This window comes from Cupriavidus sp. LA-1 (assembly GCF_055385985.1).
This window is the reverse complement of record NZ_AP031388.1, coordinates 2,247,408-2,262,479: the sequence shown is the minus strand read 5'-3', so window position 1 is coordinate 2,262,479 and position 15,072 is coordinate 2,247,408. Positions and strand designations below refer to the sequence as shown.

Sequence of the window (15,072 nt, the reverse complement as noted above, 5' to 3'; positions counted from 1 at the left end):
AGCACTTGCCTCGCCCCCCTCACCCCACTGCATATCATGCAGCGTCAGTGCATATCATGCAGCGATACTGCATAATATGCAGCGACACTGCACATCATGCAGCAATGGACAGGAGGCTGCCATGCACAACGTACTTCTGGGGGAACTCTTCGGCGGCGAAAAGCGCCTGGCGCTGCTTCGCGCGCTTTACCTAACTCCCGGCAGGCAATATGCCCCAAGCGAACTGGCTCGCATGGCTGGATCCAATACGGGCAATGTGACGCACTGGCTCAAGCGCTGGACGGACGTCGGGCTGGCTGTCAGGACGCAGGACGGCCGCAACGTGCTGTACCGGGCCTCTGATTCGCCCGTGCTGGCAGGCCTGACAGACATCGTGCGGCGCAGCGATGCGATGCTTGAGGACGTGAAGCATGCGCTGCCTGAAGAGACAGAGATCGCTGTCGTATTTGGCTCGGTTGCCCGCGGCGAGGAAAAGGCGGCCTCGGACCTGGACGTGCTGGTACTGGGCGAGGACCTCAGCGCCATCCGTATCAATGCGGCGCTGAAATCGGTGGAACGCGAGCACGGCCGGGAAATCCATGCGTCGGTGTTTTCCAGATCAGAGTTCGAACAAATGCTGGCCGACGGGAACAGCTTCGCGCTCGGTGTTGTAAGCCAGCCGGTGATCGCCTTGAAAGGAGACTTTGTCTATGGCAGCGCGCAAGCCGGCGCAACTGGCGCTCGATGAGCCGCAGGTCGTCCGCCTGGAGCGGATGCAGAACAAGCAAATGGTGCAGGAGTTGCTGCGCGCAGCTGTGCAGAAATTCCAGGACACAACGGTCCAGGGCATTTCCGACCCGACGAAGTTCGAAGCCGCTTACGACGCGATCCTGTTTGCGGCGCTGGCCGTCTTTGCCGCGCAAGGTTACCGGATTACGGCAGCGCACGGCCACCACCGTGTCGCGCTGGAGGGCCTGGTCGGATCCGTGGGTGGCGGCCAGCTCCTGCTGGACGAACTCGACGGCCTGTTGTCGATCCGCAATGAGAAGTACACCGGATTCGCCACCGTCAGGGCACCCGACATGCGCCTGGCACTAGATCACGCCAGGCGCATACTCGACAACACATCGCAATGGCTGCGGGAGCACTACCCGGGGATGCTCAAGCCATAGCGCGCCACCGCGCCCTACACCACCCTGAACCCATGCGTCCCATCGCGCTCCAGCTGCGCGATCAACCCGAACTCCCAGTCCAGGTAACCCTGCATCGCCTCGCGCGGATTGTCGGTGCCTTCATACGGCCGGCGGTAGCGGTCGGTGCGCTCGCAAGCGAGGCGCGTTTCGCCGCTTTCCAGCGGCAGCCCGGCGGCAAGCCATGACTGCGTGCCGCCTTCCAGCACCAACACTTCCACATCGGTCAGGCGCCGCAGGTCGGCGGCGGCAAAGCGCGCCAGCAGGCTCGAGCCGCAGGTGAGCACGTAGCGCCTGGGCTGCGCAATGCGAGGCAGCGCGTCGGCCAGCTGGGCGCGAATGACAAAGTATGCGCCGGGGATATGGCGCTTGACGTAGTTGGCGCTGGCGGTGAAATCCAGTACGGCGGTGCTGCCATCGCCTGCATCGAGCCACGCGGCCAGTTCAGTTGCGGTGACGGTGGATACGGGCGCTGACGCCGGCACCGGCGCGGCGACGGCGCCGGTTTCGCTGCGCGCCGCGGCCGCCAACGGTTCCACCACCCACACGTCCCAGCCCATCTGCGCCAGCCATGAGCCGGTCATGCTGGCGCGCACGTCATCGTCGTCCGCCAGCACGATGCGCGCACCGCGCACTGGTGCGGAGTGGTCAGTTTCCTGCACCAGCTGGCCGCCCGGCGCATTGACGAAGCCCGGCAGGTGGCCATCGGCGAATTCCTCGGGCGTGCGCACATCGAAGCGGTACACGGTGCGGCCGGGTTGCTCCAGCGTGTCGAGCTGCGCCAGCGCAATGCGGCGCACGCCGGCCCGGTCGGCGATCTCGCGCGCGCCGCGGCGGGCGCTGTCGCGGTTGGCATCGCTGACCGAGGCGGGGGCGCGGCGGCTGGCGCCGTGGTCCAGTTGCTGCCCGGCCAGGGTCCAGCCGATGGTGCCGTTGCGCAGTGCCGCCACCGGGTTCGGGATGCCCGCGTTGACCAGCGACTGCGTGCCGATGATGCTGCGCGTGCGCCCGGCGCAGTTGACGATCACGCGCGTGTGCGGATCCGGCGCCAGCTCGCGCACGCGCAGCACCAGCTCGGCACCCGGCACGCTGGTGGCGGTGGGAATGCTCATGGTCTGGTACTCGTCGAAGCGGCGTGCATCGACGATCACCACGTCGGCCTTGCTGTCGATCAGCACCTGCACTTCCTCGGCCGCCAGCGACGGCGTGTGGCGCCTGGCTTCCACCAACTCGCCGAACGACTTGCTCGGCACGTTGACGTCGCGGAACACCTCGCCGCCGCCGTCGATCCAGGCGCGCAGCCCGCCTGCCAGCAGATGCACGCGCGTATAGCCCAGTGCGCGCAGCACGGCCGCGGCGCGCGGCGCCAGATCCGCGCCGGCGTAATCGCCGTAGACGACGATCAGGGTGTCGCGGCGCGGAATGCGCGCCCAAGCTTCGATCTCAAGCCTCGACAGCGGGAAATTGGCGGCCCACAGCGGGTGTTCCTGGGCGAAGGGGTCTTCCTCCCGCACATCGATCAGCGCGATCTCGTCGCGGTTGAGCAGGGCCTTGCGCACCTCCTCGGGCGAATACGTCGGAAAGGCCGGTGCGGCTTGCGTAGCAGTAATCGTGGTCATGACTGGGCAACTTCGCGGGAACGGTCCCACAGGTTGGGCAGGGTCTGGTTGGAATAGCCGGAGATAAAGGGCTTGCGCGTGCCGTCCTCGGCATAGACCGAGCGGCGCACCGCGCCGATATTGGCGCCGTACACGTGGATGCTGACCGAGACGCGGTCGTCATGCGCGTTGTTGACACGGTGGATATCGCCGACCGTGGGCGAAACGGCCTCGACCTGCCCCGGCAGCAGGCGCACGGCGTCGCCCTGCGGCACGGGCCGGCCGGCGGCGTCGAGCACGAACGGCTGCGCGTCTTCCGCGCCGCGCAGCATGCCGATCAGGCCCCATACGGTGTGGTCGTGGATGGGCGTGCGCTGGCCCGGTCCCCAGACAAAGCTGACGACCGAGAAGCGTTCGGCGGAATCGCAATGCAGCAGGTGCTGCTGGTAGTACTCGGGGTGCGGCCGGGCCCAGGCATCGGGCAGCCAGTCGTCGCGTGCGACCAGCTTTGCCAGCAGCGCCCCGCCTTCGCGCAGGATGCGGGGCTCGTCCGGGTGCTGGTCCAGCAGCGCGGCCACGCCGGTGATGAAGTCGCGCAGCGGCGCGAGCGGGTTGGGGGTGGGGGTGCCGTTCATGGGATTGACTCCGGAGTGTCTCGTTCTGGTTTGCCGGCGCGCCGGGCGCAGGCGGCGCGGCCCTCTGCGGGGCGCTGCTGCTGCAAACATAGCACGGCCCGGCCGGCCCGCGTTGACAGGCAAAGCTGCGCACGCCCCGCGCCCTGGCCGTCGCCCTCCCGGATTATTCGCTGCCAGCGAATTCTGACTTTCCATCGATTGCGCTGATTGCCCCCGCCCCTGCCGGTAACCTGCGCACGAAGACAAAGCCAACGTGGACCGGTGACATGATGCAGACAGGGATGGCCGTGGCAGGCGCAGCTTGCCGGCCTGCGGCGTGAGCCCCATGGGAGGGGCACGGGAACTGCAAGGCATCTTGCTGATGGTGGCGGCGGTAGCCTGCTTTGCCGCGCTCGACACGCTGACAAAAATCGCCGGCGCGGCCGTGCCGGTCGTGATGGCGCTATGGCTGCGCTACCTGGTCCAGGCGGCGCTGACCGGCACGGTGTTGCTGCCGGCGCGCGGCCGCGCCCTGCTGCGCACGCGCCGGCCGCTGTTGCAGTGCGCGCGTGCGCTGACGATGCTGCTGTCCAGCGGATGCGCGTTCTTCAGCCTGCAGGTCCTGCCGGTAGGCGAGTTCACCGCCGTGGTGAGCCTGACGCCTCTGGTGATGGCGCTGGCCGCGGCGGCCATGCTCGGCGAGCGCGTGTCGGCCGTGCGCTGGCTCTGCCTGTTGACGGGGTTCGCCGGGGCGCTGGTGGTGATCCGGCCGGGTGCCGGGCTGCAGCCCGCGATGCTGTTGCCGCTGGTGGCCGTGCTGTGCAATGCCGCCTACCAGTTGCTGACCAGCGTGCTGACCCGCGCCGACGGCGCCGGCACCACGCACTTCTATACCGGCTGTGTTGCCACGGTGCTGCTGTCCGCGGCGCTGCCGTTCGCATGGACCACGCACCTCACGGTATGGCACTGGTGCCTGCTCGCCGGCATGGCGCTTGCCGGCACCGCCGGCCACCTGTTCCTGGTGCTTGCCTATGCGCGCGCGCCGGTCGGCCTGCTCACGCCTTATCTCTACCTGCAGATCGCTTTCGCGATGCTGGGCGGCTGGCTGGCGTTCGCTTACCTGCCCGATGCCTGGTCCGTGCTTGGCGTTGCCCTGATTGCCGCCAGCGGCGTGGGTGGCACGGTGGCCGCGGCGCGCGAGCGTGTGCTGCCGGCCGTGGCCACGTAGGCCCTCAGCCGTGCCGCAGTTGCGCCTGCGCAGCCATGCGCACCGCGGCATTGGCCACGCCATAGCCCAGGTACCCGGCGCGCTGCACCAGTTCGAAGAAGAACCGTTCGTGGAAGGGCGCGGTATAGGCGTGCAGGAATTCACCGTGCGCGTCCCGGTCATAGAGCAGGCCGAGGCGTTGCAGGCGACCCAGCAGCGCATCGTCGAGCGCCAGCCGCGCGGCGACGTCGTCGTAGTAGTTGTCCGGCACATGCAGCATCGCGGCGCTGCCGCGGTCGATCGCTTCCAGCGTTTGCGCAAGCCCGTCCGAACGGAAGGCAATGTGATGCACGCCCGAGCCCGCGTAGGCGGCAACAAAGCGCCCGGTGGCGGTGCGATCGCTCTCGGACACATTGAGCGGGATACGCACATGCTGGCCGGGACTGACCATGGCGCGGCTCTTCACCAGGCCATATGGGTCGGCGATCTCATGCACCGCCTCCGGCTCCATGCCGAACACCGAGCGATAGAACAACACAAAGCTGTCGAGCCGGTTCGCCGGCAGCGCTTGCGCGAGATGGTCGATGGCGCAGAGCCCGGCGCCGTGGTGGACGGCATCCGCCGGCGCATCGAGCGTGAAGTCGCTTTCGTAGATGCTGCGATCGGCATCGCGGTCGTCGATCAGGTGGAACAACATGCCGTCGGGTGAGCGCAGCGCCGGAATCACCCGCTCGTCGGGACCGAGCGGCTGGCGCCATTCCTTGCACAGCAGCGCGCGGGCGCGCGCCATGGCGCGGCGGGCGTCGTCCACCTTCAGGCCGATGGCGCACACCGACGGCCCGTGCAGCTGGAAGTGCTCGGCGGCGGCGCTGTCCTGCTCCGCATTCAGGATCAGGTTGATGCCGCCCTGGCGGTAGAGGTCGACCGCCTTGGAGCGGTGGCGGCCGGCATGGGCAAAGCCCAGCGATTCCAGACGTTGCGCCAGCTCGCGGCCAGCCACGTAATCGACCGCGAACTCCACGAAATCCACGCCGCCGAGCACCGGCGGCGCGGGCAGCGGCACGCCGCCGGCCTCGGACTCAAGCCAGATCAGCGAGCGCAGCCCATCTTGCGCCGTCAGCCGTGCCGGCGCCGCGCGGAAGTCGTCGTTGAACACCTCGAGCGACAACGGGCCGGCGTAGCCCGCCTGCAGCACGGCGCGGGCAAAATCAGCCACGGGCAAGTCGCCCTGGCCGGGGAAGTTGCGGTAGTGCCGGCTCCACGACAGCACATCCAGCGACAGGCGCGGCGCATCGGCAAGTTGCACGAAGAAGATTTTCTCCGCCGGGACCGCGTCGAGGCCCTGCAGCGAATCGCCCAGCGACAGGGTATGGAAGCTGTCCAGTACCAGCCCCAGCGCGGGATGGTCGGCGCGCTGCACGATATCCCATGCCTGCTGCCAGCGGCGCACATGGCGGCCCCACGCGAGCGCCTCATAACCCACGCGCAGGCCGCGCCGCGCGGCGGCCTCGGCCATCTGGCGCAGGTCGGCGGCGGCACGGGCGGGGTCGTCGATGGCCACGTCCTGCACATTGCTGCAGACCAGCACCATCTCCGCGCCAAGCTGCTCCATCACATCGAACTTGCGTTCGGCGCGCGCCATATTGCGTGCAAACACGTCGCCGGGCATGGCCTCGAAGTCGCGCAGGGGCTGGTAGAGCAGGATCTGCAGGCCAAGGTCGGCCGCCATGCGGCGCACCTCGGCGGGCGAGCCGTCGAAATGCAGCAGGTCGTTCTCGAAGATCTCCACCCCGTCAAAGCCTGCGGCCGCGGCGGCTTCCAGCTTTTCCGGCAGCGTGCCGGACAGCGAGACAGTGGCGATCGATTTCGGGAGGGGACGGCGGACTGCGGTCATGGCGATAGCAAGGTAGCGGTATTGCCCAAAGGTTATGAGCCAGCCAGTCCGCCAACAACCACAATTCGCGCGTGGGCGTGCGACAATCGCTCCATTGCGATCATCATCCGCGCGAAATTCGGGTTAACCATGGAAAAGGAACCGCTGAACCGGCGCGACTGGATCGCCGGGCTGGAGAAAGGCCTGGCCATCCTGGAGGCCTTCGACAACGACCATCCGCGCCTCACGCCCACCCAGGCGGCGCAGTTGACGGGGCTCACGCGCACCGCCGCGCGCCGCTACCTGCTGACGCTGGAGCACCTGGGCTACACCACCAGCGACGGCACGCTATTCAGCCTGACGCCGCGCGTGCTCAAGGTGGGCTGGTCGTATTTCGATTCGGCACGGCTGCCGCGCACGGTGCAGCCCTTCCTGCAGCAGATTACCGCGCAGCTGGGTGAGGCGGCCTACCTGAGCGTGCTCGATGGCTGGGAACTGGTCTTCATCGCGCGCACCGGCACCAGCCGCGTGATGAGCACCGGCTTCGTGCTGGGCGCGCGGGTGCCGGCGCCGCTGGGATCGGCCGGCGTGATGATGCTGGCCTCGCGCCCCGAGCAGCAGGTGCGCGAATGGCTGGAAACCGTCGTGCTGGCACCCTACACCCCTTACACCATCCTGCAGCACGAGCGCCTGCTCGAAGAGATCCGCAAGGCCGGTGCGCAGGGCTACGCCATGCTGGAGCAGCAACTGCAGACTGGCGTGCGCGGCATCGCGGTGCCGCTGCGCGACCGCCACGGCAAGGTCATCGCCGCGCTCTCCGTCAATATGCCGATCGGCGACGAGACCCCGCAGCAGGCGCTGGACCGGGTGCTGCAGGTGTTGCAGGACACCGCATTGCTGATCATGCGGGTGCTTTAGCAGGCTGTTGAATTTGGCCCCCCCGAGTAAACGGGGATTTGGCGCCAGACGTTATGGATATCGTGTTCATAAACTCGGGCGGCGGATGCGATGCGTGGAATGGATGAGATGCAAGAGACGTTGTTCACGACGGTCAAGTTGGAAGACCTCGTCCCTGCCGATCATCCATTGCGGGCAATCCGGCTGCTGGTCAACGACGCACTGAAGGACCTCAACGGACTGTTTAGCACCATCTATGCTGACAGCGGACGTGCCTCGATTGCGCCGGAGAAGTTGCTGCGTGCACTGCTGTTGCAAGTGTTCTACTCGGTGCGCAGCGAACGCATGTTGATGGAGCAAATGCGCTACAACATGCTGTTTCGTTGGTTCGTTGGCCTGGCGATGGAAGACGACGTGTGGAACCACTCGGTCTTTTCGAAGAACCGTGATCGGTTGCTTGAACACAAGGTAATCGAGAGCTTTTTCACGAAGGTGATGAGCGTGGCCGAGCGGCATAACCTTCTGTCCAAGGACCATTTCTCGGTCGACGGCACGCTGATTCAGGCATGGGCCAGCCACAAGAGCTTTCGCCCCAAGGACGACACGGATAACACCCCGCCCGCAGGCGGCGGGCGCAATGCCGAGGCCGACTGGAAGGGTAAGCGGCGCAGCAATGCAACCCACGAATCGAGCACCGACCCGGATGCGCGGCTGTACAAGAAGAGTGCCCAGAGCCCGGCCATCCTCAGCTATCAGGGGCACATTCTGATGGAGAACCGCTCTGGCCTGGTGGTCGGCGCGGTTGTGAGCCACGCCGATGGCTTTGCCGAACGTGCCAGCGCATTGCGCTTGCTCGACTGCATACCTGGCAATCATGCCAAGACGGTCGGTGCGGACAAGGCCTACGCACGCACGACTTTGTTCAAGACTGCCGAGCTCGCAGGGTGACGCCCCACGTGGCGCGCAATGACGCGCGAGCTGGCGGCAGCGCAATCGATGGCCGTACCTCGCGGCACGAGGGATACCGTGTGAGCCAGGTCATCCGCAAACGCATCGAAGAGCACTTTGGCTGGGGAAAGACGGTCGGACGGCTTCGACAAACTGTATATCGTGGCCTGGAACCGTGGACCATCACTTCAAGCTGACGATGATCGCCAGCAATCTGACCAGAATTGCACGAATACTGGGTGCGGTGCCGCGAGGAGCAGTGCAATGAGCCGCCAAAGCGGGGCTGCCGCACGGCGCCACCATGCTGGCGCGCCCCGTAATTGGGGCACCCATTTGCACGGCATGGTAGGAATTCAGCGGCCATTTGCATGTCGAGTCGTGTTTAGCTGCGCTGCGCCCTTCGTGACGGAGTGCTTTTCAACAGCCTGTTAGGGCCTGTCCAGGCTCGTTGCCAGCGCGCGCGGCCCTTGCGACAACTGCGTCTTCAGGAATTCAAGACACACGCGCATCCGGACCGAGGCCGAGGCCCGCGCGCTGGTCACGGCCCAGATATCGGCCGGCTGCTGCCAGCCCGGCAGCACGCGCACCAGCTCACCCGCGCGCACGCTGGCGGCCACGTCCCAGACCGAGGCCATGATGATGCCGAAGCCTTCCAGCGCCCACTGATGGGTGACGTCGCTATGGTTCGATGCCATCGGCCCGGTCACTTTTACTGTCTCCCACCCGTGCGGTCCCTGCAGCCGCCATACGCCAAAGGCCTGGTCGCGTTCGCGCAGCAGCAGGCAGTCGTGCCGGGGTAGTTCGCCCGGATGCTCCGGCATGCCGCGCCGCGCCAGGTAGGCGGGCGCAGCGCAAAGTACGCGGCAGCCCGTGGCGATCTTGCTGGCGATGAGGTGGGGTTCTTCGACCTCGCCCACGCGGATGTCCAGGTCGAAGCTCTCGCCGATCAGGTCGACACGCCGGTCGAGCAATTCCAGCCAGACCTCCAGGCCCGGATGCCGCTGGCGCAGCAGCGACAGCACCGGCGCCACATGCCGGCGCCCGAGCCGCACGCTGGTGGCAATGCGCAGCAGCCCACGCGGCTCGCCACCGGTGGCACCCACGGCTTCAAGCATGCCGTCCACGTCTTCCAGGATCTTCTGCGCCCACGCGAAGGCGCTCTCGCCCTCGGCCGTCACGCTGACGCGCCGCGTGGTGCGGTGGAACAGCCTGGCGCCGAGCATGGCCTCGAGCATGGCGATGCGCTTGCTGACATGGGCCGGCGAGATGCCCGTCTCGTTGGCGGCAGCGATAAAGCTGGAGCGCCGCGCTACCGTGCAGAACAGCCGCAGGTCCCGCAGGAACGGGTCATTGTTCGCCGTGAGCGCATTCTGAGTTTCCATGGCCGTCGATGATCGAAGAAGGAGCTAACGATAGGCTATCCGCGATGGCCGCGCCAGTGGCGCGGCCGCTCACATGCGACCCAACAGGAGACAAGATGAAGACAGTACTGGTGCTCAACGGGCCCAACCTCAACCTGCTCGGCACCCGCGAGCCCGCGGTCTATGGCTGCGAAACGCTGGCGGATGTCGAACGCGTCTGCCAGCAAGCCGCACTCCGGCTCGGGCTGGAGGCGCAATGCCGGCAGACCAGTCATGAAGGCCAGCTGATCGACTGGATCCACGAGGCCGGGCGGCTGTGCGCGCAAGGGGAAATGATCGGCGTGGTGCTGAATGCCGGCGCGCTGACGCATACGTCGATCGCGCTGCACGATGCGATCAAGGGCGCGTCGGTGCCGCTGGTCGAGTACCACATCTCCAACGTGCACGCGCGCGAGGCGTTCCGGCATCACTCATGGATCTCGCCGGCGGCGCGGGCGGTGATGGCGGGGCTGGGGGTGAAGGGGTATGCGTTGGCGGTCGAGGCGCTGGTGCTGGTGACAGCGGCCGCCGCTGAATAAAGCGGATTAAGCGGATGCCGCCGCGCATCGGGCGATGCGCGGCGGCATTCCCAATCAGAACTTGTGCCGCACCCCCGCCATCACACCCAGGCGCGTGGCATTGCCATAAGTATTCCCGCTGTTGGCAAACGCCGGCGCACCGTTCAGCGCGATCCACTGCCCCTGCAGGTGGGTGTAATCCACCTCCACATACACATCGGTGCGCTTGCTGAAGTTGTAGTCGAGCATGCCCGCCGTGGTCAGCCGCTTGCCGCCCTGTCCTGCGTGGCGCAGCCAGTCGTACTGCAGCGTGCCGATAAACGCGAGCGCGTCGGTGATGTTGAACCGCGTCCCGACATAGCCGACGTTGTTGCGGTAGTCCGCCACATCGAGACGGTTGTTGGTGTAGCCGAGGTAATACTGCGCCCGCGCCGCCTTCCACGTACCGCCCAGGCCCCACACCGTCTGCTTGCTGGCCTGAGCCGCCGGCACGGCGCCGAAGAATGCCGTGGTGACGTTCTGCGTCTGCTGGTACACCGCGCCGATCTCCAGCGGCCCCGAGCTGTAGGCCAGCGAACCGGCCGCGGCCGAGCCGCTCTTGATACTGCCCGGGACCTCGCCGAAGGTGTAGGCCGCGGCCGCCTGCAGGCCGCCAAAGCTCTTGATGTACTTGACGGTGTTGTCGTAGCGCAGCCCGGTGTAGTTGCCGCCCTGGTAGCCGACGATGGAGTTGTTGGCGAAGGCCATGGCCTCGTAGGACGAGAGCAGTTCGTGCGCCAGCGTGTACTGGCGGCCGATCGCCAGCTTGCCATAGTCGCCGTCGAGCCCGATCACCGCGGTGCGCCCGAACAGCCGCCCGCCCTGCTGGCTGCTGCCGGTGTCGGGCGAGAAGCCCGATTCCAGGATGAACCAGGCCTTGTTGCCGCCGCCGATATCCTCGGTGCCGCGCAGGCCCCAGCGGCTGCCGGTGAGCACGCCATCGGTCATCTGGGTGCGGCCGTGGCCGGCCGCGTCTTCATGGGTGCTGTAGCGGATGGTCGTATCCAGCAGCCCGTAGAGCGTGACGCCACCGGAAGTCTGGGCGACAGCGGGCAGGCTGCCCGCGCCGAGCGCGAGCAGCGCAATCATTCGTTTTTGCATCGGGGTCTTGTCTCGGTGTTTAGTTGTGGTGACGCGATAAGAAGGATCAGGCGACGTCCGGCACCTTGCGCGGAGCCAGGAAGAAGAGCCAGGTGAGCGCGATGAAGTAGGCGCAGGGGATCATCGTGAACAGCACCGAATAGTTGTTGTGCGTCGCAGTGAGCACGTAGCCGACCAGCTGCGTCATGAACATGCCGCCGATGGCGCCGATCATCCCGCCGAAGCCGAACACCGAGCTGACCACATGCTTGGGCGTGTAATCCATCACCATGCTCCAGATATTCGCGGTCCACGCCTGGTGCGCGCCGATGGCGACCGAGATCGCGGCCACGGCCATCCACAGGCTGCTGGCGCCGGCGGCCATCACTACCGAGGTAATGCACGCCGCGAAGATCAGCATCGACAGCAGGCGCGCACGCACCGCCGGCATGCCGCGGCTGATCAGCCACGACGAAAGCGCACCGCCGCCCACGCTGCCGACATCGGCCGCCAGGTAGATGACGATCAGCGGCAGGCCCATCTGCGTGACGCTGATGCCGAGCTGGTACTGCTGGTTGAGGAACGGCGGCAGCCAGTACAGGTAGAACCAGAACACCGGTGCGGTGATGGCGTACGCCATGGCGAAGGCCCAGGTACCGCGCATGCGCAGGATCTGCGCGTAGCGGATGCGGTGCGGTGCCGGTTCGACATCGCGCGTGACATGGGCCAGTTCGGCGGCGCTGACGGTCGGGTGCTGTTCCGGGTTGTGGTAGCGCGCAAGCCAGAAAACAAGCCAGATCGCGCCCAGCGAGGCTATCGCGATAAACGCGGCCTGCCAGCCCCATGCCTGCAGGATCAGCGGCAGCATGATCGGCGTCAGCATCGCGCCGACATTGGTGCCGGCATTGAAAATGCCAGTGGCAATGGCGCGCTCGCTTGCCGGGAACCAGATGCGCGTGGTCTTGACGCAGGCGGGATAGTTGGCCGCCTCCGACAAACCCAGGAAGAAGCGGCAGATCATGAATCCGACCGCGGAGGCCGCGAACGCATGCGCGCCGCAGGCAAGGCTCCACAGCAGCACCGCGAGCGCGAAGGCGCGCTTGACGCCGACCATGTCGATAAACCGACCCTGCAGCGCAAAGCCGATCGCATAACCCACCTGGAACCAGAAATTGATATTGGCGTAGTCCTGCGCGGTCCAGGACATGGCCTTGGCCAGCACCGGCTGCAGCACGCCAAGGGCGGCGCGGTCGATGTAGTTCAGCGTGGTGGCGAAGAACACCAGCGCCAGCATGCCCCAGCGCACCTTGCCGAAGGCAAAGGCCGCGCGGATCCTGTCGCCGAGCGAGTTGCCGTACGCCGCGGGCGTGGCACCGGCCGGCAGCTCCTTTTGCGTCGTTGTCATCTTGTCTGTCTCCACCATTGGATAGGAAATGCTTGCCGGCGTGCCTTTATGTGACGGCATCCGCGCGGCGGTTGATCGGGGCGAAAACCCTGCCCTCAGTACCGGATCTGCGCGACCGCGCGCAGCGCTTCGGGCGTGGTCGTGCCATAGCCAAAGAACTCGAGGTAGGCCGGGATCATTTCGAACAGCATGTCGGTACCGACCTGCACCTTGCAGCCGCGCGCCAGCGCCGCCTTGAGGAAGGGGGTGTATTCGTGCTTCATCACCACCTCGCCCACCATCGCGCCGGGGTCGATGCGCGCGACGTCGAACGGCAGCGGATCGCCGGGATTCATCCCGAGCGGGGTGGCATTGACCACCACGTCGCAACCGTGCGGATCGGCTGAGCCGGTCCTCACGTGCAAGGCCGGGTAATGCTCGGCCAGGCGCCGGGCCAGCGCACGCGCGGCGCCCTCGCGGGCATCGAACAGCGCCAGTTCCGCCACGCCGGCTTCAGCCAGCGACGCGGCGATCGCGCTGCCCACACCGCCGCTGCCCGAGACCACGGCGCGCGCGCCTTCGAGCCGGCAGCCCTTGCGCACGATGCCGCGCACAAAGCCTTCGCCATCGAACTGGCCGCCGACCAGCATGCCGTCGTCGCGCCGCAGCACGGCATTGCAGGCGCCTGCGATGCGCGCTGCCGGCGTGAGCTCGTCCACCAGTTCCATGGTGGCGACCTTGTGCGGCATGGTCACGAGCGCACCGCGGATATTGGTCAGGCGGAACAGGGCGCGGAACACGTCGGCATACTCGTCGGGCCTGACGCCCATGGGGACGACCACCGCATCGATGTCCTGCTGCGCAAACCAGGGGTTGTAGATCATCGGCGCCTTGAACGACTCAGTGGGATAGCCAAGGTGCGGGATGAGCGTGGTCTTGCCGTTGATCATGATGTTCCAGAAGTTCGGGGGCGTTGGCCTGGCGTGCAACCGGCGGGTCTGCCGAAGGGCCGGAGCGCGTTGGGTTGACCGGAGATTAGTGGTCGGCACCGGTCGCGCCAAGCGTCTCATGCGCCATATTGCGCGATCAGTGAACGCACATGCGCGATCAAGGCGCGCAGTTCGGGTTTCTACGAGGTGCCACGGCTCGCAGTCCGGACGCGGCCCGGCGGGGGTGCGTTGCTATGATCCGATCGTCGCCGCAATGGCTCGGCACCGCCCCCACGCCACCCAACAGGAGCAACGACAATGAACGCCGCAGACGTCTCTTCCCCGCGCGCGGACGATTTTCCGACCTGGGACAACCCGCTGGGCATCCAGGGCTACGAGTTCATCGAATTTGCCTCGCCCGACCCGGCCGCGCTGGGCCGGACCCTGGAACGCTTTGGCTTTGCCGCCATTGCCCGCCACCGCCACAAAGCCGTGAAGCTGTACCGGCAGGGCGAGATGAATTTCATCGTCGACGCCGAGCCGGATTCGTTCGCGACGCGCTATGCCAGCGAGTACGGCCTGTCGATCTGCGCCATCGGCATCCGCGTGGACGATGCCGCGGCCGCCTTTGCCCGAGCGCTGGAAGCCGGCGCCTGGCCGTTCGAGGGGGGCACGGTGGGGCCGATGGAGCTCAATATCCCCGCCATCCAGGGCATCGGCCAGTCGATCCTCTATTTCATCGACCGCTGGCGCGGCAAGGAAGGCCGGCCGGGCGACGTGGGCGATATCTCCATCTACGACGTCGATTTCCGCCCGCTGGCGCAAGCCGCCGATGCGCCCGGCGCGGGTCTGCTGCGCGTCGACCACCTGACCCAGGCGGTCGACCCCGGCCATCTCGACGAATGGCTGGAGTTCTACCGCAAGGTGCTGGGCTTCCGCGAAATCCAGGTCGCCAGCGAGGCGCACGCGCTGGTGTCGCCGTGCGGGCGCATTCGCATTCCGCTGTATGAGAAGGGAACGCCGCGCCATGACCAGATGCGGCATTACCTGTCGGACCAGCACGGAGAAGGTATCCAGCACATTGCGCTGGCCAGCGCCGACATACTTGCCAGCGCCACGGCGCTGGCGGCCAACGGCGTGCAGTTCGTGCAGCCGCCGGCGGCCTACTACGATTTGGTCGACACGCGCCTGCCCGGCCATGGGCTGGACCTGGCCGCGTTGCAGCGCTACGGCATCCTCGTCGACGGCGCCGTGCGCAACGACGGCACGCGGGATCGCTTCCAGCAGGCGTTCGTCAGGCGCGAGGCGGGCGAGTTCTTTTTCGAGATCGTCCAGCGCGACGGCCACCACGGCTTCGGCGAGGGCAACCTGCCGGTGCTGGAGGCGCTGTCGCAGCGCTGACCTCCCTCTTTTTTC

The 15,072-nt window shown here is 66.8% G+C and carries 13 protein-coding genes and 1 pseudogene; 7 read left to right on the top strand and 7 right to left on the bottom strand.

Annotated features, from left to right (window positions below; translation table 11 throughout):
* The first annotated feature begins 76 nt into the window (after positions 1 to 76).
* Together ACZ5MJ_RS29385 and ACZ5MJ_RS29380 are read left to right on the top strand one after the other, a co-directional pair.
* A complete protein-coding gene (locus ACZ5MJ_RS29385) occupies positions 77 to 727 on the top strand; it encodes a nucleotidyltransferase domain-containing protein (protein WP_464224519.1) in 651 nt (216 codons plus the stop codon).
* Complete coding sequence (locus ACZ5MJ_RS29380; protein WP_464224518.1) at positions 690 to 1,151, top strand: hypothetical protein; 462 nt, start codon at positions 690 to 692, stop codon at positions 1,149 to 1,151. Before ACZ5MJ_RS29385 ends, ACZ5MJ_RS29380 begins: the two co-directional genes overlap by 38 nt.
* 14 nt (positions 1,152 to 1,165) lie before the next feature.
* Here the strand turns inward: ACZ5MJ_RS29380 and ACZ5MJ_RS29375 are convergent, their stop codons facing one another.
* Positions 1,166 to 2,788 carry a rhodanese-related sulfurtransferase gene (locus tag ACZ5MJ_RS29375; protein ID WP_464224517.1) on the bottom strand — a complete coding sequence of 541 codons (1,623 nt, stop codon included), beginning with the start codon at positions 2,786 to 2,788 and terminating at the stop codon, positions 1,166 to 1,168.
* Positions 2,785 to 3,402 carry a cysteine dioxygenase family protein gene (locus tag ACZ5MJ_RS29370; protein WP_464224515.1) on the bottom strand — a complete coding sequence of 206 codons (618 nt, stop codon included), beginning with the start codon at positions 3,400 to 3,402 and terminating at the stop codon, positions 2,785 to 2,787. The genes ACZ5MJ_RS29375 and ACZ5MJ_RS29370 overlap by 4 nt, the downstream gene beginning before the upstream one ends.
* A gap of 325 nt (positions 3,403 to 3,727) precedes the next feature.
* On the opposite strand from ACZ5MJ_RS29370, the gene ACZ5MJ_RS29365 reads away from it, so the two are divergent.
* Complete coding sequence (locus ACZ5MJ_RS29365) at positions 3,728 to 4,609, top strand: DMT family transporter (RefSeq protein WP_464224514.1); 882 nt, start codon at positions 3,728 to 3,730, stop codon at positions 4,607 to 4,609.
* Positions 4,610 to 4,613: 4 nt separating this feature from the next.
* Here the strand turns inward: ACZ5MJ_RS29365 and ACZ5MJ_RS29360 are convergent, their stop codons facing one another.
* Positions 4,614 to 6,482, bottom strand: coding sequence for a bifunctional sugar phosphate isomerase/epimerase/4-hydroxyphenylpyruvate dioxygenase family protein (locus tag ACZ5MJ_RS29360; RefSeq protein WP_464224513.1), 1,869 nt, complete (start codon positions 6,480 to 6,482; stop codon positions 4,614 to 4,616).
* Between the two features lie 129 nt (positions 6,483 to 6,611).
* Between ACZ5MJ_RS29360 and ACZ5MJ_RS29355 the strand changes: the two genes are divergently transcribed.
* Together ACZ5MJ_RS29355 and ACZ5MJ_RS29350 are read left to right on the top strand one after the other, a co-directional pair.
* Positions 6,612 to 7,379 (top strand): IclR family transcriptional regulator domain-containing protein, encoded by a 768-nt coding sequence (locus tag ACZ5MJ_RS29355; RefSeq protein WP_464224512.1) that lies wholly within the window; start codon positions 6,612 to 6,614, stop codon positions 7,377 to 7,379.
* A gap of 90 nt (positions 7,380 to 7,469) precedes the next feature.
* A pseudogene (locus ACZ5MJ_RS29350) lies at positions 7,470 to 8,574 on the top strand (IS5 family transposase).
* Positions 8,575 to 8,734: 160 nt separating this feature from the next.
* On the opposite strand, the gene ACZ5MJ_RS29345 reads toward ACZ5MJ_RS29350, so the two are convergent.
* Positions 8,735 to 9,688, bottom strand: a complete 954-nt coding sequence (locus ACZ5MJ_RS29345) for a LysR family transcriptional regulator (protein ID WP_464224509.1) — start codon at positions 9,686 to 9,688, stop codon at positions 8,735 to 8,737.
* Between the two features lie 95 nt (positions 9,689 to 9,783).
* Between ACZ5MJ_RS29345 and aroQ the strand changes: the two genes are divergently transcribed.
* Positions 9,784 to 10,245, top strand: coding sequence for a type II 3-dehydroquinate dehydratase (aroQ, locus tag ACZ5MJ_RS29340; protein ID WP_464224507.1), 462 nt, complete (start codon positions 9,784 to 9,786; stop codon positions 10,243 to 10,245).
* A 54-nt stretch (positions 10,246 to 10,299) separates the two neighbouring features.
* Here the strand turns inward: aroQ and ACZ5MJ_RS29335 are convergent, their stop codons facing one another.
* The 3 genes from ACZ5MJ_RS29335 to ACZ5MJ_RS29325 all read right to left on the bottom strand — a co-directional run bounded on the left by ACZ5MJ_RS29335 (position 10,300) and on the right by ACZ5MJ_RS29325 (position 13,677).
* Positions 10,300 to 11,364, bottom strand: coding sequence for a porin (locus ACZ5MJ_RS29335; protein ID WP_464224505.1), 1,065 nt, complete (start codon positions 11,362 to 11,364; stop codon positions 10,300 to 10,302).
* 46 nt (positions 11,365 to 11,410) lie between these two features.
* The gene (locus ACZ5MJ_RS29330; protein ID WP_464224503.1) at positions 11,411 to 12,748 is read right to left on the bottom strand and encodes an MFS transporter; all 1,338 of its coding nucleotides are present in this window, start codon (positions 12,746 to 12,748) and stop codon (positions 11,411 to 11,413) included.
* A 95-nt stretch (positions 12,749 to 12,843) separates the two neighbouring features.
* Complete coding sequence (locus ACZ5MJ_RS29325; RefSeq protein ID WP_464224501.1) at positions 12,844 to 13,677, bottom strand: shikimate dehydrogenase family protein; 834 nt, start codon at positions 13,675 to 13,677, stop codon at positions 12,844 to 12,846.
* 297 nt (positions 13,678 to 13,974) lie between these two features.
* Here ACZ5MJ_RS29325 and ACZ5MJ_RS29320 point away from each other — a divergent pair, with 297 nt between their 5' ends.
* Complete coding sequence (locus ACZ5MJ_RS29320) at positions 13,975 to 15,057, top strand: 4-hydroxyphenylpyruvate dioxygenase family protein (protein WP_464224499.1); 1,083 nt, start codon at positions 13,975 to 13,977, stop codon at positions 15,055 to 15,057.
* Positions 15,058 to 15,072: the final 15 nt, after the last annotated feature.

Coding starts and splice junctions, on each gene's coding strand:
- aroQ (WP_464224507.1), top strand. CDS start 9,784: ATGAAGACAGTACTGGTGCTCAACGGGCCCAACCTCAACCTGCTCGGC.
- ACZ5MJ_RS29345 (WP_464224509.1), bottom strand. CDS start 9,688: ATGGAAACTCAGAATGCGCTCACGGCGAACAATGACCCGTTCCTGCGG.
- ACZ5MJ_RS29360 (WP_464224513.1), bottom strand. CDS start 6,482: ATGACCGCAGTCCGCCGTCCCCTCCCGAAATCGATCGCCACTGTCTCG.
- ACZ5MJ_RS29325 (WP_464224501.1), bottom strand. CDS start 13,677: ATGATCAACGGCAAGACCACGCTCATCCCGCACCTTGGCTATCCCACT.
- ACZ5MJ_RS29380 (WP_464224518.1), top strand. CDS start 690: ATGGCAGCGCGCAAGCCGGCGCAACTGGCGCTCGATGAGCCGCAGGTC.
- ACZ5MJ_RS29355 (WP_464224512.1), top strand. CDS start 6,612: ATGGAAAAGGAACCGCTGAACCGGCGCGACTGGATCGCCGGGCTGGAG.
- ACZ5MJ_RS29365 (WP_464224514.1), top strand. CDS start 3,728: ATGGGAGGGGCACGGGAACTGCAAGGCATCTTGCTGATGGTGGCGGCG.
- ACZ5MJ_RS29320 (WP_464224499.1), top strand. CDS start 13,975: ATGAACGCCGCAGACGTCTCTTCCCCGCGCGCGGACGATTTTCCGACC.
- ACZ5MJ_RS29335 (WP_464224505.1), bottom strand. CDS start 11,364: ATGCAAAAACGAATGATTGCGCTGCTCGCGCTCGGCGCGGGCAGCCTG.
- ACZ5MJ_RS29375 (WP_464224517.1), bottom strand. CDS start 2,788: ATGACCACGATTACTGCTACGCAAGCCGCACCGGCCTTTCCGACGTAT.
- ACZ5MJ_RS29370 (WP_464224515.1), bottom strand. CDS start 3,402: ATGAACGGCACCCCCACCCCCAACCCGCTCGCGCCGCTGCGCGACTTC.
- ACZ5MJ_RS29385 (WP_464224519.1), top strand. CDS start 77: ATGCAGCGACACTGCACATCATGCAGCAATGGACAGGAGGCTGCCATG.
- ACZ5MJ_RS29330 (WP_464224503.1), bottom strand. CDS start 12,748: ATGACAACGACGCAAAAGGAGCTGCCGGCCGGTGCCACGCCCGCGGCG.